This is a genomic window from Streptomyces sp. R35 (genome assembly GCF_041053035.1).
Taxonomy (GTDB): Bacteria; Actinomycetota; Actinomycetes; order Streptomycetales; family Streptomycetaceae; genus Streptomyces; species Streptomyces lutosisoli.
The window spans coordinates 5355833-5379956 of sequence record NZ_CP163440.1 but is presented as its reverse complement, the minus strand read 5'-3'; the positions used below and the strand labels follow the sequence as shown (position 1 = coordinate 5379956).

The window sequence follows — 24124 nt, the reverse complement described above, 5'->3', positions numbered from 1 at the left end:
TCAGCCGTCCACGAGGCGCATCGGCCGGCCGGCCAGGGCACACGCCGGAGTCTCCGGGCCCGTCGCCCCCTCGCGCAGGTCCACCCGGCCACAACGGCCCGTGGGGCAGACCCAGCCGACCGACCGCGGGGTGGGCCCGGACGGCCATTGGCTCATGCCCATCGTGATGCTCAGGCCGAGCCCGCCGGGGATCCCGGCCCCTTCGGCCGCCTGGTGCAGCGCGCGCACCGCGTCCCGCCACGCGGAGGTGGACGGGTCGCCGTCCCGGACGACCGCGAAGGGTGCCTCCCAGAGTGCGGGGCCGATCAGCTCGCGTACCGCGTCGGCATTGCGGCACAGGTATTCGACGGCATTCTCGTAGACCCTGCGCGCTTGCGCCCCGTCCCCCACCGCAGACTCCCTGAAAGTCCGGAGAACCACTGCCCTCTGACGTGAGATCAGATTAGTGTAATGAAGGATGACTGAGCTTCAGGATCGAGTGATCGCCCGTCTCGTAGCAGCTCAGAACGCCCGCGATCCCGCGCCGCTGCGCGGAGAGGACGCGGTGAGCGATGCGCTGGCCCTGCTGCGTGAGGCCGCGCCGTCGCCCGAGGGAGTGATCGATCTCGACGGGGTCGCCGCCGTCTGCTGGACGTTCTTTCTCCGCCATCAGGGCCCCGAGGACCCGGACGCCCAGCGAAACGTACTGATCGCGCTGAGCACGTTCGGATTCCTGTGCCCGCAGGTGCCGGCCGACGCCCAGCTTCCGCAGCCGCTGCGGGACGGCTTCGACCCTGCCGATCCGGGGCATGAGGCGCGGTTCGCCTACCTCGTGAGTTCGGCGTACGGGGAGGCTGTCGGCGACAGTCCGGCGTACGGGGATGCCGGCCGGCTGGCCGCGCTGGACCGTGCGCTCGCCTGGTCCGATACGGCGCATCAGCTCCTGCCCGAAGACCACGACGGGTTCGTCGAGTTGGCGTTCCACAGCCTCGGGCTCCACGCGGCGCGTTTCCAGCTCGCGGCGGACCCGGACGCGCTCACCGTCGCCGCCCGGTACGCGGGGGCGGTGTGCGAGGGGCTGCGTTCCGCCGGCCCGGAGGGGGCGGAGGCGGCGGCGGTCGCCCTCGGGACCGTCCTGGACGCCGCGCGGCTGCTCGGCGAACCCCCGCTCGCCGAGGTCGAGCGGCTGGCGGCGGCCGCCCCGGAGGGCGCGCTCACCCCGGAGGGCGCCGAGGCGCTGCGCTTCCTGCGCGAGCTGGACGCCGAACCGGCCGCCTGGCCGGGGGAGATGGACCTGCGCGTCGGCTCGGTCATCGCCGACGCAGGGATACGTGAGCACGACGCGAGCCGGATCGCCTGCGGTGCCCGGCGGCTGCGCGCGGCGCTCGCCCACACCCCCGCCGACCACCAGGCCCACCCCTTCGCCACCGCCGTCCTGAGCCGGACGCTCGCGGCCTTCGCCCAGGAGCGGGGCGACGACGCGGTGGCACGAGAGGCGGCACGTGAGGCGGCCGAACTGCTCGCCACGGTCGACGTGACGCGCCTGCTGAACGGCGCCGACGCGGAAACGCTCGCCGCTTTCCCCGGAGCGGACCAGGAACTCCTCGCCACCGTGCGGGGGTTGACGGAGCTGATCGAGGACGACGATCCGGGGCGCCTGCAGCAGGCGGGGCCGTTGCTCGGCCACCTCGTCGAGCAGCTCAGGGAACGCGCCCCGGGCGACGGGGAGTCCGCACACGCCCCGGACATCGACCTCGAAATCCTCGACATGGTCAGCGTGATCATGGGGCAGTCGGGGCAGGCGGAAAACTCCAAGGACTCCAAGGACTCCGGGGATTCCAGGCAATCCGCGCAGTCCGGCGTGGTCTCCGATCAACGGATCGCCCGGTACCGCGCCGCCCTGGACGGCCTGCCCGCCGACAGTCCGCACCGTTACGCCTATGTCGCCGTGCTGGCCGTCCTCACGGGAGCGCACGCGCAGGCCCTGCGGGAGGCCGAACCCGCCAGGGCGGCCGCGCTCACGGCGGAATCCCGGTCGCTGACCGACGAGGTGGCGGCCGCCGCCCCGGACGGTTTCCTGCCGCTCGGCCTGTTGCGTCGTGGCCTCTTCGACGCCGCGCTGCCCGTCGCCATGGCGGCCATCCACGCGGACGAGCCGGACAGTGCGGAGGACCTGCGCGACCTGACCAGGCTGGTCTCCTTCGTGTCCCGCATGGACGACGTCCGGCTCGACGACCCCGAACATCTCGACACCGACATCGTGGCCATGCGGGAACTGCTCGCGGACCTCGGCGAGGAAGACCCCTCGATGCAGGCGCTGCTGGCCGGGGCGCTCGGCAGCGCGCTCTCCGCCCAGAGCTCCCAGCAGGGCGATCTCGCCCCGCTCGACGAGGCCGTCCCGCTGTTGCGTCAGGCGCGCTCGCACGCGTCCGACGTCGGCGACGTCTCCGAGGGGCTCGACGGGCTCGGTCGGGTCCTCGCCGACGCGCTCACGGCCTGGTCGTTCGGGCGCTTCGACGCGGAAGGGGCACGGGAGGCGGCGGCACTGTTCGCCGCGGCGGCTGATGGGTCCTCGCCCGGCGTCGACGCGGCGGTGGCCGAAGGGACACTCACCGACTTCGATGTGGCGGTGCTGTCGGCCCGTACCGAATTCCTCAACGCCGTGGAGAACTACGTGATCGGCCACGATCCGGCCCAGCTCGAACGGGCCCGGGAGCTCACGCGGGGGCTCAAGGAACTCATCGGCCGAGCGGACGCCCAGGACGGGGACCGTCTGCCGGGGCTCGACGTGCTGGGCGACGCCCTCCTCAACCTGGTCGACACGTTGGGGCCCGGCGGCGGCCCCAAGCCCGACATCACCGACGAGCTGGTCGAGCAGTGCCGGAGCACGTTCGGGGCGTGTCCGGCGGGCCACCCGATGCGGCTGTTCACCGCGTCCACGTTCATGCGGGCGCTGGCCCAGCGTTCTGTCGTGGTGCGCCGCGCCGATCCGGAGCACGCGGCGCGCCTGGTGGCCGAGGCCAACGAGGTGATCAGCGGCGTCGAGGGGGAGGCACCCGACGGCTGGGCCGACACGATGCGCGTCTTCATCGGTGTCATCGGGAAAGGACGTCTGCCTCGGCTCTCCCTGCCGGACGGGCTGCCCATGACCCCCTCCCGGGCGCCGGCGAACGCCGTCGAGGCCATGATGGCGTTCCTCGGAAACCGGCTGTCCGGCAGCGCCGACCCCACCGCGCTGCGCCACCCCATGCTCCCGACGTGGTTCCGGGCGCACGGGGAACTCGGCGCCGCGGCCGGTGCGTTGGGGAGGGAGAACGGCAGTGTCGAGCTGGCCCTGTCCCATCTCGAAGCGGCCATCGAGGCCATGGCGGACGTCACCGACCGGGGAAGCGACCAGCAGTCCGCCGAGCACGGTCTGACCTCGTTCGAGGGGGACATCCGCCGGATCGTCGAGCTGATCCTCATGACGGTCCAGGGCCGCCAGGCCGCCGCCGGGGCGCGCGCCTTCGTCGACGAGGTCCGCAGCGCCCTCGACGACTTCCAGACCGCCCTGCGGGAACAGCGTGTGCCGGACCCCCTGCCCGATACCGCCGCCCTCTCCCGCATGCTCCGTATCGTCGCGGGGCCCGACGTCGACCGCACCACCGAGCTGCTCGAACGCGGGCGCGGGCTGCTGCTGGCACGGCGGATCGAGGCCCGCGCCGACATCGGCGAAGTGCGGTCGGCGCATCCCGCGCTGGCTCGCGAGTTCGAGCGGCTGACCGACCTGCTCGCCACCGAGTCCGGCGTACCCGACGTGCCCGGCACACCGGACGTATCCGATCCGGCCCCCGCCGGGCACGCGGAACGGGCCCGGCTCGCGGGGCTCCGCGCGTCACGCGAACTCGACGAGCTGGTCGACCGCATCCGCGCCCAGCCGGGGTTCGACGGCTTCCTGCGCCCGCTCTCCGCCGGGCAACTGCGCCTGCTCGCGGCCGACGGTCCGATCGTCGTGCTCAACCACACCCAGGGCCAGTGCCACGCCCTCGTGGTGACGGCGGAGTCGATCACCTCCCTCCACCTCGAACCCGACTCGGACGAGATCACCGAATCGGCCCGACAACTCGGCGACGCCGTCGACGCCATCAACGCGCACGGCCCGTCGAGACCGTCCCCGGCGCAGCTCATCGCCGCCGGCGCCACGCTCGCTCGTACGCTGGCGTGGACCTGGCACAAGATCGTGCGCCCGGTACTCGATCTGGTCGGGTCAAGCGGGCCCGTTCCCGACGAAGGCACCTGGCCGCGCATCTGGTGGGTGCCCACGGGCGCCTTCAACGCCCTGCCGCTGCACGCGGCGCAGTGCACGCTGCCCGACTGCGCACTCGACGGCTGCGGCGCCGCGCTGGACGCCGTGATCTCGTCGTACGTCCCCGGATTCCAGACCCTGGCGTACGCGCGCACCCGCGCCGCCCTCCGCGACACCGCCGACAACGGCGGCGCCCTGCTGGTCGCGGCCCCCGAGGACGAGCTGCCCGGCGTCGCGGCGGCGGCCGGCTACGCCGCGGGGCTGCTCGGCGCGCACGAGCCGCTGGTCGGTGCCGCCGCGACCCGTGAGGCCGTACTCGCCGCGCTCGGCGCCACCCCCTGGGCGCACTTCGGCTGCCACGCGGCCACCGACCCCACGGAACCCTCGGGCGCCCTGCTCCACCTGCCCAGCGGAGAGCCCCTGTCCGTCCTCGAAATCTGCCGGGCCCGCCCCCGGTCGGCCCGCCTCGCCTTCCTCGCGGCCTGCGGCACCGCCCGCACCTCCGAGCGGCTCACCGACGAGGCCATCCACATCACCAGCGCCTTCCTCCTGGCCGGCTTCCCCACCGCCGTAGGCACCCTCTGGGAGATCGACAGCACCCACGCGGACCACGTCACCCGCGCCTTCTACGACCGCATGACAACCCCTGGCACCGACACCTCGGCCCACGCCCTGCACCACACCGTCCGAGAACTCCGCCACCGCATCCCCGACCGCCCGCATGTCTGGGCGGCGTACGTCCACGCGGGCACCTGACCGCACCCGGCGGGTGGCCCGGCGATCAAGCCCCGTCGGAGGATCTGACGCACGGGGCCCAAAAACGGCCGCTGTGAACGACACTGCACCCACGAAAAAACCGATGAGGGGGGCGGCGTGAACCGACATCTCACGATGGCGTGGTGGGTGGGGCTCGCCCTGTGCGCTCTGGTCCTCGGCCTGCTCCAGCCGACGGCCGCGTACGACGGAGGCTTTCCGGCGGTAGTGATGCCGGCGTTCATCATGAGCATCGCCGGCGTGGTCCCTACGTGCGGTCTCGCCCGCGGGTGGCTGACGAGCCGTGACCGTCGCACCCCCGACTGGATCGCCTACCTGGCCGCCGCCCTGGTCTGGTCGGCCGTCCTCTCGCTCCTCACCAGCGTGGTTCTCACGGGCCTGCCCCACGGCTGGGAAACGGCCTGGTCCTGGGCCGACATCCGGCTGCGTACGACATGGATCGCCGGTGTCCTCGTCCCCGCAGCCCTCGGCACCCACCTCGTGATCCGCCTCTGGGACCGCCCGCGGCGCCCCACGCGCACTGCCGACCGCCCCCGCCCCCGGCCCAGAACTCGTGTCACCGACCACCCTCGACCCTCGAAGCGCGGTGGCCTGCACCGTTGACTCGGCCGATGGGTGACGCAGGGGTCGACTGCACGCCCCCCACACACACATCAACTCGGTCGGGCGGGCAGCCAACGATCGAGGTAGTCGCGCAGCCCTTCCAGGTGCGTTCCGGCAGCGACGTAGCCGAAGTACCCGTCAGGGCGCACGAGCCCGTGGACCGCAGTCGGCCATGGACTCTCCGCGCCGAGCCGGTGCACGCTGATCATGTCGTCGCGTCCGCACAGGGCCGCGGCGAGGTGTTCATCGCTCCAGATCGCGGGTGGTCCGGACAGCAGCAGGTGCCAACCCGGTTCCGCGGTCCGTGCCTGGAGCCCGCGCGGGAGGTCGGGCAGACGGTCGCCCGGCCGCGGACCGCGCCTCGGTGGCTGTGGGCCCCCGGTGGTGGCGGGGCTGCGCCGGTAGTGAATGCCCAGCTCCGACACCGTACGGAAGACCCGCCCGCGCGGCCCGTTCGCACGCAGCGCCAACGGAGCCAGGCGCGGCGCGAGTCGCGAACGGGCGAAGCGGATGACCGGGTTGCTGCTGGTGCCGAGGGTGAACGCGCGGTCGGTGAAGCGCAGCACGTTGCGGGCGACCGGGGCGCGCTCGGCCTCGTATGTCTCCAGCAGTTCCTCCGGAGCCCTTCCCTGGCACACGAGGGCGAGTTTCCAGCCCAGGTTGAGGGCGTCTTGGATGCCGGTGTTCATGCCCTGGGCGCCCGCCGGGCTGTGGATGTGGGCCGCGTCCCCGGCGAGGAAGAAGGGCCCCGAGCGGTAGCGGGCGGCCCCGCGGTTGTGGAGGCGGAAGTCGGTCATCCACACCGGGTCGCGCAACGCCAGCCGGTCGCTGGTGTACCGGTCGGTGATCTCCTGGAGGAGCCCCAGGTTCAGCTTGGTGTCCGGGGCGCCCGGCGGTCGCATCGCGAGCATCCGCCAGGTGGCCGGCGTCCCCAGGGGGAAGAAGAGCAGCATCCCTGCCCCGGTCATGTACGCGTGCACCGCCCCGGACTCCAGCCCATCGACTTCCAGGTCGGCCAGCAGGAAGGTCTGCGGGTAGGCGTACCCCTCGAAGCCGATGCCCGCCTGGGCCCGCACCGTGCTGTGCGCACCGTCGCAGCCCACGACGTACCTCGCCGCTACGGTCTCCTCGGTACCGTCGCCGCGCCGGAGCCGACAGCTGACGGACGAGCCGGTGCGCTCCAGAGCGACCACCTCCGTGCCCCGTTCAACGTCCACGTCCTGGCCCCTCAGATGCTCCGAGAGGACGCTCTCGGTCTCCGCCTGCGAGAGGAACAGCACGAAGGGGTACGCGGTGTCGGCCAGCCCGATGTCGAACAACGGCATCTGCACCACCCGCTGCGGCAGATGCATCCTCAGCTGCATCGCGGGGTTGCCGCGTCCGACCAGTTCGTCGGTCACCCCGAACGGGGCCAGCGCTTCCAGGGTGCGTGGCTGGATGGCCAACGCGCGCGACTCGTGGACCCGGTCCAGCGAGCGGTCGACGATCCGGAAAGTGGTCCCGTAGGTCCGCAGCTGCGCGGCGAGGGCGAGCCCGGTGGGCCCCGCGCCGACCACCAGCACGTCCAGAGGAGCCGTCATGAGTCCACGGTAGTGCCCGGCCGTCTCGATGCTTCCCGTTCGCCGTACGGGCGATCATGGGGCCGGGAGCCACCGCGCCTGCTGGACCGGTGCGGATCGCACCGCTGACGCGGGCCATGAGGGAGAAGGACATCAGCATGTCGGAGGACGGGCAGGAGCTGGCCGGAGCCCAGCGAGAGCACTGGCAGCGGACCTACGGCGAGCACCCCGGCATGTACGGCGAGGAGCCGTCCGAACCGGCCGTCCACGCCGCCGAGGTATTCCGGGCCGCCGGTGCCCGTGAGGTTCTGGAGCTGGGCGCCGGGCACGGCCGCGATGCCCTGTTCTTCGCCCGCGAGGGCTTCACCGTGCTGGCCACCGACTTCAGCCCGGTCGGCCTGGAACAGCTGCACGAGGCCGCGCACGCGCAAGGCGTCGCCGAACGGGTCAGCACTCACGTGCAGGACGTCCGCCGGCCGCTCCCGCTCCCGGATGCGTCGGTGGACGCGGTCTTCGCTCACATGCTGCTGTGCATGGCTCTCTCCACCCGGGAAATCCACGCCCTGGTCACCGAGGTCCGCCGGGTGCTGAGGCCGGGCGGCGCGTTCGTCTACACGGTCCGGCACACCGGGGACGCGCACTACCGGGCCGGTACGGGGCACGGCGACGACATCTGGGAGCACGGCGGCTTCGCCGTCCACTTCTTCCCCCGCGCCCTGGTCGACCACCTCGCCGAGGGCTGGATCCTTCACGAGGTCCACCCCTTCGAAGAGGGCGGCCTGCCGCGCCGGCTGTGGCGGGTCACCCAGACCGTGCCACGGTGACATGCATCGAAGGACCCCACCGCGAACTTCAGTTCTAGTGGTCGTTGCAACACCCCAGTTCAAGGGGTGTCATGGACTTCGAGATTCGAACCTGTGAGGGGTTCTGCAACCAGCGGGGGGCCGGTCCCTGCTCACGCCCTGTGCCAGGCGCTGAGCAATTCCTCGGGGCCGTATACCGCCTGGAGCCCGGAACAGCTGATCCCGTTGCGGGAGACCGCCACGAGTGGAACGGGCTCGTCGGTGATCGCCGCCCGGTGCTTCTGCAGCGCGGCCAGATCGTGGCTGTCGAACGCGGAAGTCTCCAGCCACTTGACCGAGCCGAGGAAGAGCAACTGCTTGGCCACGGGCTGTCGGTCGGCGCCCACCAAGTCGATTTCCACGTCGTTGCTGCGGGTCCAGTACCCGCCGATCGCCGGGGCGGCGGGCAGGAGCCCGTCCGGCAGGAGACGGGCCACGGATTCCCGGACCAGGGGCTCGATCGCGCGGCCCCGCCAGCTCGTCCACTGCTCCTTGATCCGGCTCAGGGTGAGATCTCCCCGCATCCGCTCGATCTCCGCCATGTGCGGATCCAGAAACGCGAGCCAGAACCGGAGGTAAGGGTCGGCCACCCGGTAGCGGCGTTCCTTCGACGGCCGCGTCGAGAGGGGCAACTCGGCTGCCACCACCCGTTTCTCGGTCAGGACATCCGTGGCTCGGGTGAGAGTGGTGTGGGCGATGCCGCCGGCGGCGCGGGCGATGTTGGTGAAGGTTCGCTCCCCACTTCCGATGGCCCGCAGGACTTCCCTGCTCATCGCCTGGGGCGGAAACTCCGCGGCCAGTGACCGCTCGGCGGAGACCAGCAGTGCCGAGATCGGGTTGTCCAGCGAGTCGCGGAGGAACTCCCGGACATCCGCTCCGGCCCGCCACTCCGCGCAGATCAGCGGGAGACCGCCCGTGATCAGGGCGGCGTCGAAGGCGTCCGCCGGCTCAAGCCCGAGCATCTCGCCGATGTCGGCCGGGTTCAGCGGCCCCACGACCATTTCCCTGCCCCGCTGATGGAAGGGGCGGTCGTAGCTGTTCAGCGCCTCCATCATCGACAGGTCGGATCCGACCAGGAGGAGGAGCACCGGCTTGCGGCTGAGCAGCCGGTCCCATGCACGCTGGAGCATGCCCTCGAAGGCGTCGATGCGGTCCATGAGATACGGAACCTCATCGATGACGACGACGCTCGGGCTGTCGTTGGGCAGGACCTCCGCAAGCAGCCTGAATGCGGCGTTCCACTGTTCCGGGGCCTCCTCCGAGAACAGCCCTCGCTCCGGGAGCGTGGATCTGGCGACGGCGTCGAGCAACTCCGTCAGCTCGTCCTCCGCCGTGCCGCCCGCCGCGGTGAAGAAGAGGTACGGCACCTCGGTGCGCCGGAGGAACTCCTCGACGAGGCTGGACTTGCCGACCCGCCGCCTTCCCCGCATAAGGATGCATTGACCTGGCTTCGCCGACCCGGCGGCACCATGAACGGCTTGGAAGGCGTTGCGGAGCACGTTCAGCTCGCGGTCCCGCCCGATGAAACGACGCATGACAGCCTCCCGCTAGAGATAGTATCGATGCAGATACTATCCCTAGCGATACCATCTGCCTTCTCAGTCGGGCATGACGCTCATGACGCTGTGGATGCGGGAGAGGGTGAAAACGCGCTCGGCGTCGCGAAGGTGGCACCAGGCGTCGAGGTAGGGCGGGTCGAGCATGAGGCGGCTGAGGGTGCGCACGGTCCGGTTGCCCGAGGTGGCGACGTACTCGACGGTGATGGCCTGAGCGGCATCGATGGCGTGGGCGAGCTGGCGGACGTCGCTGTATGGCAGGTGCTTCGCCCACCCTGCGACGATCTCCTCGGTGTCCGTGGCGAAGGGCGCTCCTCCGTCGAACGGCGCGGGTTCGGGAGCCGTGGGCGGGGCGGCCAGCAGCCGGGTCGCCATGGTGTCCGGGTCGATGGCGGCGGATGCCTTCGCCGCGCGCGTGGCAGCGATCCGGCCGCTGTCCCTGGCGTCGGCGGCGCGCGGAGCCGGAACGGAAGCGGCAGTCCGCCGAGTCCGGGCTTTTTCGATGCGTACCGTGCCCGCGGCCGTCTCGGCGACAGGGGCGTATCCCTCGGCTCGGAGGGCGGCGAGGGTGGCGTCGAGGGGGCTGCGGCTGATCAGCACGGTCGGCGCCAGCTGTCGCAGCCCAAGCTTGGCGAGCTTGCGGTGGGCGGCGAGCTCGGCCAGGAGCGCGGGCTCGTCGCTGTGGAGGACGCAGGTGGCGGGGGCGATGCGCACGCGCCCGTGGCCGCGCGCGGTGTCGGCGATCAGGTATGACAGCGGCTGTGGCAGGGGCCCGGTGGCGACAGCGGCCAGGTCGGCTGTGATGTCGTCGGGGATACGGCCGGCGTCCAGGGCCCGGCGGATGCTGCCGGCGCTGAACCGCCACACCGATGCCGTGCCGCTGGTCTCCCGGTCGGCGACGGAGTCCAGGAGTGCGGCCAGCCGCGCGGACGGTGTGCCGGTGACGACGGCGGTGAGGTCGGCGCCGATCCGGGCCGTCGCGGTAGCCGAGGGCAGCAGCCGATGGCATTCGATTCTCAGCCCCTCCGTGTCGCCGGTCCGCAGGTGGATGCTGAGGGTGGACAGGGCACCGCGAGCGAGTACGCCAAGGAGTTCGGCCTCACGGATCACGGCGGCGAACGGCGTTCCGTCCTGGGGCGATGAGTCGGCGAGCGGTCGGTGCCAGGCGATCAGGGGCCCCAGATCCGAGGCGACCCTCATGCCCTTCCCTGTCGGGAGCTGTGCGGCTGCGGCCAACAGCCCGTGGCGGGCCTGCACGCAGCCGTTGCAGGGTGGTGCTCCGGCGAGGGCGGGGAGCGCCTTGTTGTCCTCGTCGCGCGCCTGGGTGGGGGTGAGCGGCAGATTCCGCCATGCCTGGAGCAGTACGGCGAACTGCTCCGGGGGTTCCTGTTCCGCCCAGGCGTCGTACGCCTGGGCGGGCGCCACGCGATCGCCGTCCCGGCCCAGGAGCCCGGCAGCGTACGCGGTCTCCAGGACTAGGCGTACGACAGCGTCGTCGGCCTGGGCGGCCTTGCCGATCCGGGCCAGTTCACGCGCACCGATCCCGCCGGACTTCAGCCGGGCCGGCGCAGTCATCGAGCAGGCCGACAGGACCGAGACGGCATGGGCTGCGAACGCCGTGGCCGCGGCTGACGCTTCGCGGTCCACCTCTGCCGGGGTGACGGACGCCAGTCGCGGGGTGGGCGGGACGGGTTCGAACGGTGCGTGCCAGCCGGGCCCGCGCAGCGCGAGCGCCACTTCGGCGGGCATCCGGGCCGGACCGTAGCGGTGACGGTCCTGGATCAGGAGTCCCCGGTCAACTGCCCATCGGGCGCCCGGTTCGAGGGCGGGGCTCGCATGCCCGAACATGATGAACTGCGGTGGCTCCCCCGGCGCGGTCCCCGCTCGGCGTTCGAGCAGCTCCCGGGCTGCCGCAGGGGCCTTGGCGACCACTGAGGCGATCTTTTCCGGGTCGCTGTGGTGTTCCACCAGTGCGGACAGTCGCTGCGCTTTGGTGCCCGGCGGCTTGACTCCCAGCGCCTCCACCATGCCGCGCAGCTCGTCGGAGGTCGTGCCCGCAAGTAGTTCCTTCAGCGGGGCGTCCAGCCCCAGGGGCGTGTCCCACGCCTGCCGCAGCGGTCCGGCCATGCGGAGCTTTCCCGCGCCGTCCGGCCAGACCAGAGCATGATCGGCCAGCGCCTCCAGCACGGCCTCCAGTTCGCGAGTGGTTTCGTCGTCCGCCGCTCCCAGCAGTTCCGCCAGGGCATCGCGCGATGCGGGCGCACCCAGCGCCGCCAGTGCCTCGGCCACCTGGAGATGCGGCAGCGCGAGCCGCGGCAGGACCAGCGCCACCGAGCCCGGGCGCTGAAGACGATCCGCCAGTTCCCCCACCGAGCGCGGCTCCGGTGGGGACACGGCGTCCTTCCGCGTCCCGAGCACGCGTGCCAGACGAGAGGCGTCGAGGCTGCCCAGCCATGTCGCCAGCGTTGATCGGGACTTCATGCGGGTGCACCTCGTCAGACCAGGGAGCGTCGCAGCGGGGCCGGAGCCCCAGTGCCGGGTCCAAGGATGGCGTATCCCCGTGATCCGCAGGTGCCATATGAGGGCAGGCTCCGCCCTTGGCGGGCGTTGGCGGGCGTTGGCGGCTTGCGGGCCGCGTCAATCGCGGCGTGAGAGGGCTCACTCGTTCGCCGAAATGTTCTAATTTGACACTTCTCAACGCAACCAGAAATGCAACCAGTACACGCCGAGTAGCCGAACCGCGATGCGCGGCTCGGCTACTCGTTTCGCCTGTTCAGGCGGCTGCGGAGGATATGAGAGGCCCCGGATCTCTCCGGGGCCTCTCGCCTGTGTGCACTCGGCAGGATTCGAACCTTCTGATCCGTAGCTCTATGTGGATCGGTCGTTGACGTTCATACCGGCCGAGCGACGGCCCTACGAGGACGCTGCCGGACGGGGCCGGTTGCTGTGGTTGCTGCACTTCATTGCCGTCCCGCCTCCCCAGGGCCTCATCCAGCACGGCAACCAGCAGGGCCTCATCCAGCACGGCAATCAGCGCTTTGAGTGGGGCGCGGATTGCCGTCGCGACGCGTCGAATTCCGACTGCCGCCGGCCGCGGCCGGTATCGGCGTCCGCTGATTACTTGGTGTCGACGTAGTCGCCGGCGGCCTTGGCGGAGGCCGTCGTGGTAGTGCCCACGAAGGCATAGCGCCAGTAGCCGTCGGCGGATGCGGCGACGGTGGTCCTCAGGGTGCCGGTGCTGCTTGTGGTGACGGTCTTGACCGTCGTGTAGGTGCTGGTGCCCGCCTTGCGGAACTGCAGCTGCACCGACTGGTTGGCGTACCCGTGGTACGCGTTGTCGTCCCAGTTGGCCCTGCTGAGCTTGCCCGTCACGGTCAGGGTCGCGCCCTTGCTCACTGGTTCGGGCGAGGCGTCGGTCGTGAGCTTGGCATACCGCTTGACGTAGAACTTGTCCGGCCAGTTCTGCGTGATGACGTCGTGGTCCTTGGAGCTGATGTCCACGTACGCCTGCCAGGCTCCCGCCTGCGCGTTCTCCAGTCCGTAGTAGCCCGGGTCCATGACGTAGCTCATCGAGCAGGTGGCGGTGGTGGCGTTGACGGCCTTGCAGCCCAGGTTGTCGTGGTACCCAAAACCGGTGGCGGTTGCTGAGCTCCAGATGTCGGAGTAGGCGGCGTTGATCCCGGAGCTGTCCGTGGCGGTGATCGCCAGGATGAAGGTCTTCTTCTCCGTGGTGCCGACCACGACGGACTTTCCGCCGTTGAACGACACGCTTGTGATCTTCAGATCTCCGTTCCCGGTCACGGCCTCGGCGGCCGGAGCGGTCAGAGCCGAAAGCGCCACCGCAGACGGCAGCAGAATGCCGACGGCAAGCTTGCGCATGAAACCCCCACAGGGCAGGCCCACCGTGCTGATTGATGGCGGTGGGATGTGAACAGGTGTGCGGAGTGTAGAGGCGCGCGCGCAAGCCGATTGCCGCAGGGCGGCGATGGCGTTGACCTGTGCGTTCCTGGGGTGCTCGGCGGTGTTTCCATTTGCACCCCGCCTGCCGCTTACCACCACCCTCCCCAGCTCCGCGCGCGGCTGCGGGGACGACCCGTGTGGTCGGAAGGCGGGCCCGAAGCGGGAGCAGACCCGGCGCGAGCACAAGTCCACGAAGTCGCGGGCGGGGCGCCGCACGATCGGTCTGCCCGATCCGCTGATCAAGATTCTCCGGCAGCACGGAGAGGTCCAGGAGCGCGAGCGGAGCACGGCTGGTGCGGACTGGGAGGGCAAGGGATATGTCTTCGCCTCGCCGGTCGGTGGACCGCTGAGCCCTAACACGGACTTCCACGTCTGGACTGGAAGCGGCTTCTTCGGGACGCGGGCGTTCGGGACGGGCGGCTTCATGACGCGCGCCACACGGCGGCGGACGTCGTGATCGACGCGATCATGGGATGGGAGCCCGGGGGAGCGGCCGGGATGCGCGCGCAACGTCGAAGGGCCCCACCGCGAACGGTGGGGCCCTTCGACATCGTGCCCGGTGAGGCACTGGCGGAGGATACGAGATTCGAACTCGTGAGGGGTTGCCCCCAACACGCTTTCCAAGCGTGCGCCCTAGGCCTCTAGGCGAATCCTCCGCCGCAAACAATACAAGACGTTGAGGAGTGCTCGCGAACCCGTTCCCCCCGCTCAGATCGCGTTCGTTCCTCCCGCTCAGATCGGGTACCCTGTGCAGAGCCCCTCACGTGGCGCTATCTGACTGAACTCCCCCAGGGCCGGAAGGCAGCAAGGGTAGGTTGGCTCTGGCGGGTGCGTGGGGGGCGCTTGCGTTTGCGGGGATGTGCCGGTGAGCGGTCCCTGTCGTCGTCAGCGAGCGGTGCTCGTTGTCAGTGGGCGCCTATAACCTCGTAGGCGTGTCGTCTCTCGCGCTGTACCGCCGCTATCGCCCGGAGTCGTTCGCCGAGGTCATTGGGCAGGAGCATGTCACCGACCCGTTGCAGCAGGCGCTGCGGAACAACCGGGTCAATCACGCGTACCTGTTCAGCGGTCCGCGCGGGTGCGGGAAGACGACCAGCGCACGAATCCTCGCCCGGTGTCTCAACTGCGAGCAGGGCCCTACGCCCACCCCGTGCGGTGAGTGCCAGTCCTGTCGGGACCTCGCGCGCAACGGGCCGGGTTCCATCGACGTCATCGAGATCGACGCCGCTTCGCACGGTGGTGTCGATGACGCTCGTGACCTGCGCGAAAAGGCCTTCTTCGGGCCCGCGAGCAGTCGGTACAAGATCTACATCATCGACGAGGCCCACATGGTCACCCCGGCGGGCTTCAACGCCCTGCTGAAGGTGGTCGAGGAGCCGCCCGAGCATCTCAAGTTCATCTTCGCCACGACCGAGCCCGAGAAGGTCATCGGGACGATCAGGTCGCGGACCCACCACTACCCGTTCCGGCTCGTGCCGCCCGGCACCCTGCGGGGGTACCTGGGCGAGGTCTGCGGACACGAGGGCATCCCCGTCGAGGACGGGGTGCTGCCGCTGGTCGTGCGGGCCGGTGCGGGGTCCGTGCGTGACTCCATGTCCGTCATGGACCAGCTGCTCGCGGGCGCGGGCGACGCCGGTGTGACGTATGCCATGGCGACCTCTCTGCTCGGGTATACGGACGCGTCGATGCTGGACTCGGTGGTCGAGGCGTTCGCCGCAGGGGACGGCGCCGCGGCCTTCGAGATCGTGGACCGGGTGATCGAGGGGGGCAATGACCCTCGGAGGTTCGTCGCCGATCTGCTGGAGCGGTTGCGGGATCTGGTGATTCTGTCGGCCGTGCCCGATGCCGCCGAGAAGGGGCTCATCGATGCCCCGTCCGATGTCGTGGAGCGCATGCAGGCCCAGGCCGGAGTCTTCGGCGCCGCCGAGCTGAGCCGCGCCGCCGACCTCGTCAACGCGGGCCTGACGGAGATGCGCGGCGCCACGTCGCCCCGGCTCCAGCTCGAACTCATCTGCGCGCGCGTGCTGCTGCCCGCCGCGTACGGGGACGAGCGGTCCGTCATGGCCCGGCTGGACCGCGTCGAGCGCGGTGTGAACTTCTCCGGCGGCGGGGGCACCCCCGTCATGGGGTACGTGCCCGGGCCCGAGGTGCACGGCGCGGCGCCGGTCGCCTCGGCTCCGGGGGTTCCGCCGGTTCCGCCCGGCGGCGGGGCCGCCGCGGCCCGGGCCGCGGCGCGCGGGGCTGGGCCTGGCGGGGCCGCCCCGCAGAGCGTCGAGCCGGCCGTGCCCGCGGCTCCCGTAGCTCCCCCGGTTCCCCCGACGAGTGCGCCCCCCGCCGCTCCGGCGGCCCCGCCCGCGGCCGCGCAGCCGCAGGCCCCAGCCGCTGCTCCGGCGGCGCCCGCGCCCGGCGCCTGGCCCACCGCGACGGCAGCGGGCAGTGGCCGACGCCCAGGCGGATGGCCGACAGCGACCCCCGCGGGCGGGGGACAGCCTCCGGCCGCGACGCCGAGTGCGCCCGCGCCTTCTCCCGCCGCGGCCGCCCCTGCGCCCGCAGCGGCCTCTCCCGCCGCTCCGGCGGCTCCCGCGAGCGGCGGCATCGACTTCACCACGCTGTGGCCGAACGTCCTGGAGGCGGTCAAGAACCGCCGCCGGTTCACCTGGATCCTGCTCAGCCAGAACGCGCAGGTCACCGGCTTCGACGGTACGACCCTGCAGATCGGCTTCGTCAACGCGGGCGCGCGGGACAACTTCGCGAGCAGCGGCAGCGAGGAGGTGCTGCGGCAGGCGCTGGCCGAGCAGTTCAACGTCCAGTGGAAGATCGAGGCGATCGTCGACGCCTCGGGCGGCTCCACACCGCCGCCTCCGGCCGGCTCCGGCTACGGCGGCGGGGGTTACGGCGGGGCTCCGGCCGCCGCGCGCCCCGCCCCCCAGCAGCCGCAGGCTCCTGCCGCACGCCCCGCGGCTCCCCAGGGCGGCCCCTCCGCCGGCCACGCTCCGACCGCGCCCGCCCCGACCCCGACCCGTTCTCCGGCTCCCGAACCGCCTCCGGTGGCCCCCGAGGACGACATCCCCGAGGACGACGACCCCGACCTCGACGAGTCCGCCCTCTCGGGCCACGACCTGATCGTCCGCGAGCTGGGGGCGACGGTGGTGGAGGAGTTCACCAACGAGTAGCGCGCAGCGCGTAACGGGGCCTTCACCGGCGTACAGCTACTGCACAAGCGCTCGCCTACTTCACGAGCGCTCTCCGGCGCCCCCATCGGCGTACGACCGCTTCGTGTCCGCCCCCACCCGCGTCACCCGCGTACGACCGCTTCACCCGCCGGCACCGCCTTCCTTCAGAGGATCCCACCAACCCTGAGCACCCCTCTCCTCGGAAGCCCCCACAAAGGCACCCGCCCCCGACGGTTAGGCTGACCCCGTGAAGGTCCTTGTCATCGGTAGTGGCGCCCGCGAACACGCCCTGTGCCGTTCCCTGTCCCTCGACCCCGACGTCACCGCCCTGTACTGCGCCCCCGGGAACGCAGGCATCGCGGAGGTGGCCGAGCTGCACGCGGTCGACGCCCTCGACGGCGCCGCCGTGGCCGCGCTGGCCACGGAGCTCGGCGCCGAGCTGGTGATCGTGGGCCCGGAGGCCCCGCTCGTCGCGGGGGTCGCCGACGCCGTGCGCACGGCGGGAATCCCCGTCTTCGGCCCCTCGAAGGAGGCCGCGCAGCTGGAGGGCTCCAAGGCCTTCGCCAAGGACGTGATGGCGGGTGCGGGCGTTCCGACGGCGCGCTCGTACGTCTGCACGACGCCCGAGGAGGTCGAGGAGGCGCTGGACGCCTTCGGTGCCCCGTACGTCGTGAAGGACGACGGTCTCGCGGCCGGCAAGGGTGTGGTCGTGACCGACGACCTCGACAAGGCCCGCGCGCACGCCAACGCCTGCGACCGCGTCGTCATCGAGGAGTTCCTCGACGGCCCCGAGGTCTCCCTCTTCGCGATCACGGACGGCGAGACCGTCGTCCCGCTGCAGCCCGCCCAGGACTTCAAGCGCGCGCTGGACAACGACGAGGGCCCGAACACCGGCGGCATGGGCGCGTACTCGCCGCTGCCCTGGGCGGACCCGAAGCTCGTCGAGGAGGTCATGGAGACCGTCCTCCAGCCGACCGTCGACGAACTGCGCCGCCGCGGCACACCGTTTTCCGGCCTTCTTTACGCGGGTCTGGCGATCACCAGCCGTGGCGTACGGGTCATCGAGTTCAACGCCCGCTTCGGCGACCCGGAGACCCAGGTGGTCCTCGCCCGCCTGAAGACCCCGCTCGCGGGTGTGCTGCTGGCCTCGGCGAACGGCACCCTCGCCGACCTGGCGCCACTGCGCTGGAGCGACGACGCGGCCGTCACGGTGGTCGTGGCATCGCACAACTACCCCGACACCCCGCGCACCGGCGACCCGATCACCGGGCTCGACGAGGTCGCGGCCCAGGACGCCCCGTACGCCTACGTCCTGCACGCCGGGACCAAGCGCGACGGTGACGCGGTGGTGAGCGCGGGTGGCCGAGTGCTCTCCGTCACGGCGACCGGCACCGACCTCACCGAGGCCCGCGCCCGCGCGTACACGGCTGTCGCCCGTATCGGTCTCGACGGTTCGCAGCACCGCACGGACATCGCGGCGAAGGTGGCGGCGGAGGCGTAAGCCCCCGGCACCCGGCCGCTCGATGCGCCGCTTGGCCCCGGATCCCGCAAGGAATCCGGGGCCTTTTTCTGTACGGGTTCCGGTGCGGATTTCTGTACGGAATCGGGGGCCTGATCATTGCCCACCGTCATCCACCTTTCCCCAAGGCCATTCCATCGAGTGACCGATGCCCCATCCGGCTGACGGGGGCCGGGGCCCCAACTAGGGTGCGGCGAAAGCGTTCCGGCACTTGGCCCACCGGCATTGCGATGTCGGTGGTGGGTGCCACAGTGGGGGAGTGAGCAACGCCAGGGCATCCGTCGGCACGAGCTGTGAGACAGCTCGCGCCCGGCGGACCGTAGGGGGTGACGTCCGGTCGTGACCGGTATGGGTGTGGAGGTGGGCGCGCAGGCCGCGCGGTCCCGGGCTCTCGCCGTGCTGCGCATCCGCAGCAGGGCGCTGGCCGTAGCCCTGCTGCCCGCGGCCGTCGCCGTCGTGCTGCTCGTCGGCGGCTCCACCGGGCACATCACCGGCGGCAGCTGGGGTACGACCCGCTGGATCGTGACGATCCTCGCCGCCCTCGTCCTCCTCGCGGCCGCGGGCATCGCGCTCGTCGTCGCCCGCGCGCGGCCCGCCGTGAGCCCCACGGTCTCGATCACCGAGGCATCGGCCCCCGATCTGTACCGCATGGTCCGCGACCTGGCCGACCGCCTCGACGTCCCGGCCCCGTCGGCGATAGCGCTCACCCCGGACTGCGACAGCTGGCTGGAGGACCGCACCCACCCGGCACACGGCCCGCCCCGTCCGGAGGGCGGAGACGAGCTGGATGGCCTGCGAGGCATACGCGGAGCTGGGACCCGTGGCGTACGAGGGCTGTCGACACGGCCCCGCCGCGCCCCCTCCGCCCCCGTCCTTGTCATCGGCTCCCCCTTCCTGTGGTGGATGCGGGTCGGTGAACTGCGCGCGGTCCTCGCCCCGGTCGTCGCCGGTACGGGTCCCTCGGCGCACCCCGACATAGCCGCGGCCCGCCGTTTCGTACGGGGTCTGGACGCGGCCGTGGCCGTGACCTCGGTACCGAAGCGCGGACCGCTGTCCCGCGCGGTCCTCGGCGGCGTCGGCTGGGTGACCCGCCTCCTGCTGCGCAGCTGCCGTGGCCACGCGGCCGAGATGGAGCGAGGAGTGGCGGCCGCCGCGGCCGAGCGTGCACAGGCTGTGGATTACGGTCTGCGGATCGTCGCGCAGGAGCAGGTGGGTCTGGCCTACGCGGGCTGGGACCGGCTCCTGACCCGCGTCGCGCTGCCCGCCTGGCGGATGGGCCGCTGGCCGTCCCGGCTGGACGCCGGCGTGGTCGCTGCCCTCACCGAGCTGTCCCGCCGCGACCGCCTGGCCGAGGGCTTTACCTCCCGCCTCGGCGAGCGCCCCGCCTGTGACCTGCTCGAAGAGCCCGGCACGGTGGACGAGGCGGCCTCGCTCCTCGCCGCCCGCCTCTTCCACGGCGGCCCGGCCGAGCCCGGCCCCGACTGGGCGCCGGTCGACTGGCAGGACTACCCGGACGAGGTCGTCGACCGCAAATGGCGCACTGACGCGGCCCGCCTGCACCGGGTGCTGGACGCGCTGGGCGTGCGGCACTCCACGGACCCGGCGGCGCCCGATGCGAACGGTCCGACGCTGACGCGGGTGATGGACCACCTGTCCGCGCCACCGGAGGACGGAGCGGCGCCGGGCCCGGACTCTGACGCCCTCGCCACGCACCGTGCGGACGCGTACGAGGGGATGGCCGAGGACGAGGACGACGCGGATCTCGGCCTCGGGAACGAGCGGACGGCTGCGCTCGCGGCCGGGCTCACCGCGGAGCTGGCCCGCGAGGAGGCGTCGGCGCCGGCCGTGGCGCCCGCGTCGGCCGGGGGTACGGAGCAGGGCCCCGACCGGGCCCTCTGGGACGACGGGATGCTTCCCCTCTTCCCCCTCCAGCCGCCCCGGACCGGGCGTGAGCTGCTGGCCGACCATGTCACGGCGATGGTGTGCTGTGCCGCGATGGACACCGCGGGGGCCGTGCCGGGGCTCGACTGGCTCGACGGTCCGTCCCTCTTCGTCGACGGCGAACGTGCCGCCGACCTTGGGCCCCGCGTCCTGACCCTCGTCGAATCGGGTGACCCCACCCCCCTCCGCGACTGGCTCCGCCACCTCGGCGTCCGCCCGGAGAAGCCGGTCCGCCTCGTCTGACGCACCACCCCCGGGTGCGCCCGGGATGTTCTTCGCCCCCGCCGCCCCTACCCGTCCCATCCTCCAGGGGCTCCGCCCCTTCGACCCCAGGGGCTGTGTGTCGGCTGCGGGCCGGTGGGGGCTTGTCGCGCAGTTCCCCGCGCCCCTAAAAGCGAAGGCGCGGGGCTGCACCCCGCGATCCCCCAGGAACCGTTCGTCACACGGATCCACACCCGCAGCAGGCGACGCACGACGGCCCCACCCACCCTCACCCCCCCGGTACGGCGGTGCACTCGCCGTCGCACGGCCCCGACCCACGACCGAACCCCACCCCCCCCGCACCTCACCGCCAAGGCGGAACCCCCTGTTCCACTCACGCCAATTCGCGACGAACGGTGACGGAGTGCGTGCGTAATGTGATGTGCTGGGACCGATCGCGCACAAGGCAAGGGCTTACAAGGATGACGGGGGCAAGAGGGAGGGGAGCAGGCATGGGGTCGGAGCAGATTCGCCGCTGGGAGTCGGGAGCACTCGCGCACGCCGTGACGGACCCCTTCGGCCAGGGTCCCGTCCCGTGGCTCCGGGGCGACGAGCACTACTTCGACGACACCGGCCACGTCGTCCCCTGGTACATCGACCACATCGACAACACCCCGGGCGCCACCCTCGTACGCGACGACCGCGACACCAAGGCCCAGGCCAGGCGAGCCATCCCCCACCCCCGAGCCGGAGGCCCCCGCTCCGCCGACGACGTGCACCGCCAGATCAAGGGTTTCAGCTCCACCGGCGCGGCCGCCCCCGGCGAGGCCATCGACTTCCACATCACCGTCGACCCGCCCCAGGAATTCAGCGTCGACATCTACCGGATCGGCCACTACGGAGGTGACGGGGCATCCAAGATCACCACCAGCCCCCGCCTCTCCGGCATCGTCCAACCCCCTCCGCTCACCGCCGACCGAACCGTCTCCTGCCACCACTGGTGGCTCTCCTGGCGGCTCCAAATCCCCACCTACTGGAGCATCGGCGCGTACGTCGCCGTCCTCACCACCGTCGACGGATACCGCTCCCACGTCCCGTTCACCATCCGCGACAACCACCCCGCCGACCTGCTCCTCCTGCTCCCGGACATCACCTGGCAGGCGTACAACCTGTACCCGGAGGACGGCCACACCGGCGCCAGCCTGTACCACGCGTGGGACGAGGAAGGCCGGCTGCTCGGCGAGTCCGACGCCGCGACGACGGTCTCCTTCGACCGGCCGTACGCGGGCGCGGGGCTCCCCCTCCACGTAGGTCACGCCTACGACTTCATCCGCTGGGCCGAGCGCTACGGCTACGACCTCGCCTACGCCGACGCCCGCGATCTGCACGCCGGCCGCGTCGACCCCACCCGCTACCGCGGCCTCGTCTTCCCGGGCCACGACGAGTACTGGTCGACGCAGATGCGCCGCACCACGGAACTCGCCCGCGAACACGGCACCTCGCTCGTCTTCCTCTCCGCCAACACCATGTACTGGCAGGTGGAGTTGGGCCCGTCCCCGTCCGGCGTCGCCGACCGCCTGCTGACCTGCCGCAAGCGCAGGGGCCCCGGGAAAGCGGCCCTGTGGCGTGAAATCGACCGCCCTGAGCAGCAACTCATCGGCATCCAGTACGCGGGAAGAGTCCCCGAGCCCCACCCGCTGGTCGTCCGCAACGCCGACCACTGGCTGTGGGAGGCGACCGGCGCGCAGGAGGGCGACGAACTGGAGGGCATGGTCGCGGGCGAGGCCGACCGCTACTTCCCGCGCACCCCGCTGCCCGAGCACCAGGGCCGCATCCTCCTGGCCCACTCCCCGTACCGGGACAGCGAGGGTGCCGTCCGTCACCAGGAGACCTCCCTCTACCGGGCCCCGTCCGGCGCCCTGGTCTTCGCATCCGGAACGTTCGCGTGGTCCCCGGCCCTGGACCGCCCGGGCCATGTCGACACCCGTGTCCAGCGAGCTACGGCCAACCTCCTCGACCGCATCTGCAAACACGACTGAGAAAGCACATCCCGCACCCCCTGGCCAAAGCCACTCCCCGCATACGGGAGAATCAAGCCAATTGGACAGAACCACGGGGAGGAACCGTGTCCGGATTCGTCGAAAAGCCCGAGCCCCTTCAGGTGCCGGGTCTGGTACATCTGCACACCGGCAAGGTGCGCGACCTGTACCAGAACGAGGCGGGCGACCTCGTGATGGTCGCCAGCGACCGCATCTCCGCCTTCGACTGGGTGCTCCCCACCGAGATCCCCGACAAGGGCCGCACGCTCACCCAGCTCTCCCTGTGGTGGTTCGACCAGCTCGCCGACCTGGTCCCCAACCACGTCCTGAGCGCCGAACTCCCGACGGGCGCCCCCGACGACTGGGCCGGCCGCACCCTGATCTGCAAGTCCCTGCGGATGGCCCCGGTCGAGTGCGTCGCCCGCGGCTACCTCACCGGCTCCGGCCTGGTCGAGTACAACGAGTCCCGCACCGTCTGCGGCCTCGCCCTCCCCGAGGGTCTGGTCGACGGCTCGGAGCTCCCCGCGCCGATCTTCACCCCCGCCACCAAGGCGGCGGTCGGCGAGCACGACGAGAACGTGTCGTACGAGGAGGTCGCCCGCCAGGTCGGCGCCGACACCGCGGCCCAGCTGCGCCAGGCGACCCTCGCCGTCTACAGCCGCGCCCGCGACATCGCCCGCGACCGGGGGATCCTCCTCGCGGACACCAAGTTCGAGTTCGGCTACGAGGGCGAGACGCTGATTCTCGCCGACGAGGTGCTGACCCCGGACTCCTCCCGCTTCTGGCCCGCCGACGTGTGGGAGCCGGGCCACGCCCAGCCGTCCTTCGACAAGCAGTACGTCCGCGACTGGCTGACCTCCCCCGAGTCCGGCTGGGACCGCAAGAGCGAGCAGCCGCCGCCCGCGCTGCCCCCGCATGTCGTGGAGGCGACCCGCGCCAAGTACATCGAGGCGTACGAGCGTCTGACCGGCAACAGCTGGAGCTGAGGACGCCAGGAGAGACACGAAGAAGCCCCCGACCCGGGAGGGTCGGGGGCTTCTTCCTATGGAGCGGACGACGAGGCTCGAACTCGCGACCTCAACCTTGGCAAGGTTGCGCTCTACCAACTGAGCTACGTCCGCATTGCGCCGTGGCGCGAGGCCAACTATACCCAACCTGGCTCGCGCGCGAGCCGCACCGCCGCATGACGGTTCTCCGCCCCGAGCTCCGTCACGGCCGACGACGGATAGTTCCGTACGGTCCCTGGGACAGCGCGACCCGCTCGGCGATCTCCGCGACGGGCGCCCCGTCGGCGGCGAATTCGAGCACCTCGGCCTCGCGCACGGTCAGCGGCGAGTCCCCGGCGGAGATCGCGTCGGCGGCCAACTCCGGGTCCACATGGCGGTTTCCCGCATGCACCGTACGAATGATCTCGGCGAGCCGCTGCGCACTGACCGTCTTCGGGACGAACCCGCGCACACCCGTCGCAAGCGCCCGTTTCAGATGTCCCGGCCGCCCATGACTCGTCACGATCAGCACCTGGCAGCCGGGCAGTTCGGCTCGCAGCGATGTGGCCACCCTCACACCGTCCGCTCCCGGCATCTGAAGATCCAGCACGGCGACAGCGGGCTCGTGCGCCCGCACCATCGCCAGCGCCTCGGGCCCGGTCGCCGCCTCGGCCACGACGACCAGATCGTCCTCCAGAGCGAGCAGCCCG

Annotated in this window: 13 protein-coding genes, 2 tRNA genes, 1 other RNA gene and 2 pseudogenes; 10 read left to right on the top strand and 8 right to left on the bottom strand. The window is 71.7% G+C overall.

From position 1 onward, the window contains the following. Positions 1–390: a hypothetical protein gene (locus tag AB5J50_RS24615; protein ID WP_369260512.1), complete on the bottom strand. Its 390-nt coding sequence runs from the start codon at positions 388–390 to the stop codon at positions 1–3. A gap of 67 nt (positions 391–457) precedes the next feature. Between AB5J50_RS24615 and AB5J50_RS24610 the strand changes: the two genes are divergently transcribed. Both AB5J50_RS24610 and AB5J50_RS24605 read left to right on the top strand, forming a co-directional pair. After that, positions 458–5020, top strand: coding sequence for a CHAT domain-containing protein (locus tag AB5J50_RS24610; RefSeq protein ID WP_369260511.1), 4563 nt, complete (start codon positions 458–460; stop codon positions 5018–5020). Positions 5021–5137: 117 nt separating this feature from the next. Beyond that, entirely contained in the window at positions 5138–5641 is a 504-nt protein-coding gene (locus AB5J50_RS24605) for a hypothetical protein (protein WP_369260510.1), read from the top strand. 50 nt (positions 5642–5691) lie between these two features. Here the strand turns inward: AB5J50_RS24605 and AB5J50_RS24600 are convergent, their stop codons facing one another. Beyond that, the gene (locus AB5J50_RS24600; RefSeq protein ID WP_369260509.1) at positions 5692–7221 is read right to left on the bottom strand and encodes an FAD-dependent monooxygenase; all 1530 of its coding nucleotides are present in this window, start codon (positions 7219–7221) and stop codon (positions 5692–5694) included. A gap of 137 nt (positions 7222–7358) precedes the next feature. Between AB5J50_RS24600 and AB5J50_RS24595 the strand changes: the two genes are divergently transcribed. Continuing rightward, on the top strand, positions 7359–8024 hold the full coding sequence (locus AB5J50_RS24595) for a class I SAM-dependent methyltransferase (protein WP_369260508.1): 666 nt from the start codon (positions 7359–7361) through the stop codon (positions 8022–8024). Between the two features lie 131 nt (positions 8025–8155). On the opposite strand, the gene AB5J50_RS24590 is transcribed toward AB5J50_RS24595, so the two are convergent. From AB5J50_RS24590 to AB5J50_RS24580, 3 genes are all read right to left on the bottom strand, one after another. Continuing rightward, complete coding sequence (locus tag AB5J50_RS24590; RefSeq protein ID WP_369260507.1) at positions 8156–9577, bottom strand: ATP-binding protein; 1422 nt, start codon at positions 9575–9577, stop codon at positions 8156–8158. Positions 9578–9640: 63 nt separating this feature from the next. Continuing rightward, a complete protein-coding gene (locus AB5J50_RS24585; protein WP_369260506.1) occupies positions 9641–12079 on the bottom strand; it encodes a helicase-associated domain-containing protein in 2439 nt (812 codons plus the stop codon). Positions 12080–12715: 636 nt separating this feature from the next. Continuing rightward, positions 12716–13477, bottom strand: coding sequence for a calcium-binding protein (locus tag AB5J50_RS24580; RefSeq protein WP_369260505.1), 762 nt, complete (start codon positions 13475–13477; stop codon positions 12716–12718). Between the two features lie 199 nt (positions 13478–13676). On the opposite strand from AB5J50_RS24580, the pseudogene AB5J50_RS24575 reads away from it, so the two are divergent. Next, positions 13677–14068: pseudogene (locus AB5J50_RS24575) on the top strand (site-specific integrase); the annotation flags it as partial. Positions 14069–14126: 58 nt separating this feature from the next. Here AB5J50_RS24575 and AB5J50_RS24570 read toward each other — a convergent pair. After that, a tRNA-Ser gene (locus AB5J50_RS24570) sits at positions 14127–14214 on the bottom strand. Between the two features lie 95 nt (positions 14215–14309). Between AB5J50_RS24570 and ffs the strand changes: the two genes are divergently transcribed. From ffs to AB5J50_RS24540, 6 genes are all read left to right on the top strand, one after another. Then, positions 14310–14408: signal recognition particle sRNA small type (ffs, locus tag AB5J50_RS24565), an RNA gene on the top strand. 82 nt (positions 14409–14490) lie between these two features. Then, positions 14491–16728: a DNA polymerase III subunit gamma and tau gene (locus AB5J50_RS24560; RefSeq protein ID WP_369260504.1), complete on the top strand. Its 2238-nt coding sequence runs from the start codon at positions 14491–14493 to the stop codon at positions 16726–16728. A 247-nt stretch (positions 16729–16975) separates the two neighbouring features. Then, positions 16976–18229, top strand: coding sequence for a phosphoribosylamine--glycine ligase (gene purD / locus AB5J50_RS24555; RefSeq protein ID WP_369260503.1), 1254 nt, complete (start codon positions 16976–16978; stop codon positions 18227–18229). 366 nt (positions 18230–18595) lie between these two features. After that, complete coding sequence (locus tag AB5J50_RS24550; protein ID WP_369265498.1) at positions 18596–20431, top strand: hypothetical protein; 1836 nt, start codon at positions 18596–18598, stop codon at positions 20429–20431. 470 nt (positions 20432–20901) lie between these two features. Beyond that, positions 20902–22428: a N,N-dimethylformamidase beta subunit family domain-containing protein gene (locus AB5J50_RS24545; protein WP_369260502.1), complete on the top strand. Its 1527-nt coding sequence runs from the start codon at positions 20902–20904 to the stop codon at positions 22426–22428. 86 nt (positions 22429–22514) lie between these two features. After that, complete coding sequence (locus AB5J50_RS24540) at positions 22515–23414, top strand: phosphoribosylaminoimidazolesuccinocarboxamide synthase (RefSeq protein WP_369260501.1); 900 nt, start codon at positions 22515–22517, stop codon at positions 23412–23414. 59 nt (positions 23415–23473) lie between these two features. Here the strand turns inward: AB5J50_RS24540 and AB5J50_RS24535 are convergent. Next, positions 23474–23549: transfer RNA gene (locus AB5J50_RS24535), tRNA-Gly, on the bottom strand. Between the two features lie 23 nt (positions 23550–23572). After that, a pseudogene (locus tag AB5J50_RS24530) lies at positions 23573–24120 on the bottom strand (DNA-binding response regulator). Between the last annotated feature and the right edge of the window lie 4 nt (positions 24121–24124).

Excerpts from the sequence above, each read along its gene's own strand:
- AB5J50_RS24550 (WP_369265498.1), top strand. The coding sequence starts at position 18,596 with ATGGGTGTGGAGGTGGGCGCGCAGGCCGCGCGGTCCCGGGCTCTCGCC.
- AB5J50_RS24545 (WP_369260502.1), top strand. The coding sequence starts at position 20,902 with ATGGGGTCGGAGCAGATTCGCCGCTGGGAGTCGGGAGCACTCGCGCAC.
- AB5J50_RS24580 (WP_369260505.1), bottom strand. The coding sequence starts at position 13,477 with ATGCGCAAGCTTGCCGTCGGCATTCTGCTGCCGTCTGCGGTGGCGCTT.
- AB5J50_RS24600 (WP_369260509.1), bottom strand. The coding sequence starts at position 7,221 with ATGACGGCTCCTCTGGACGTGCTGGTGGTCGGCGCGGGGCCCACCGGG.
- AB5J50_RS24590 (WP_369260507.1), bottom strand. The coding sequence starts at position 9,577 with ATGCGTCGTTTCATCGGGCGGGACCGCGAGCTGAACGTGCTCCGCAAC.
- AB5J50_RS24585 (WP_369260506.1), bottom strand. The coding sequence starts at position 12,079 with ATGAAGTCCCGATCAACGCTGGCGACATGGCTGGGCAGCCTCGACGCC.
- AB5J50_RS24610 (WP_369260511.1), top strand. The coding sequence starts at position 458 with ATGACTGAGCTTCAGGATCGAGTGATCGCCCGTCTCGTAGCAGCTCAG.
- AB5J50_RS24595 (WP_369260508.1), top strand. The coding sequence starts at position 7,359 with ATGTCGGAGGACGGGCAGGAGCTGGCCGGAGCCCAGCGAGAGCACTGG.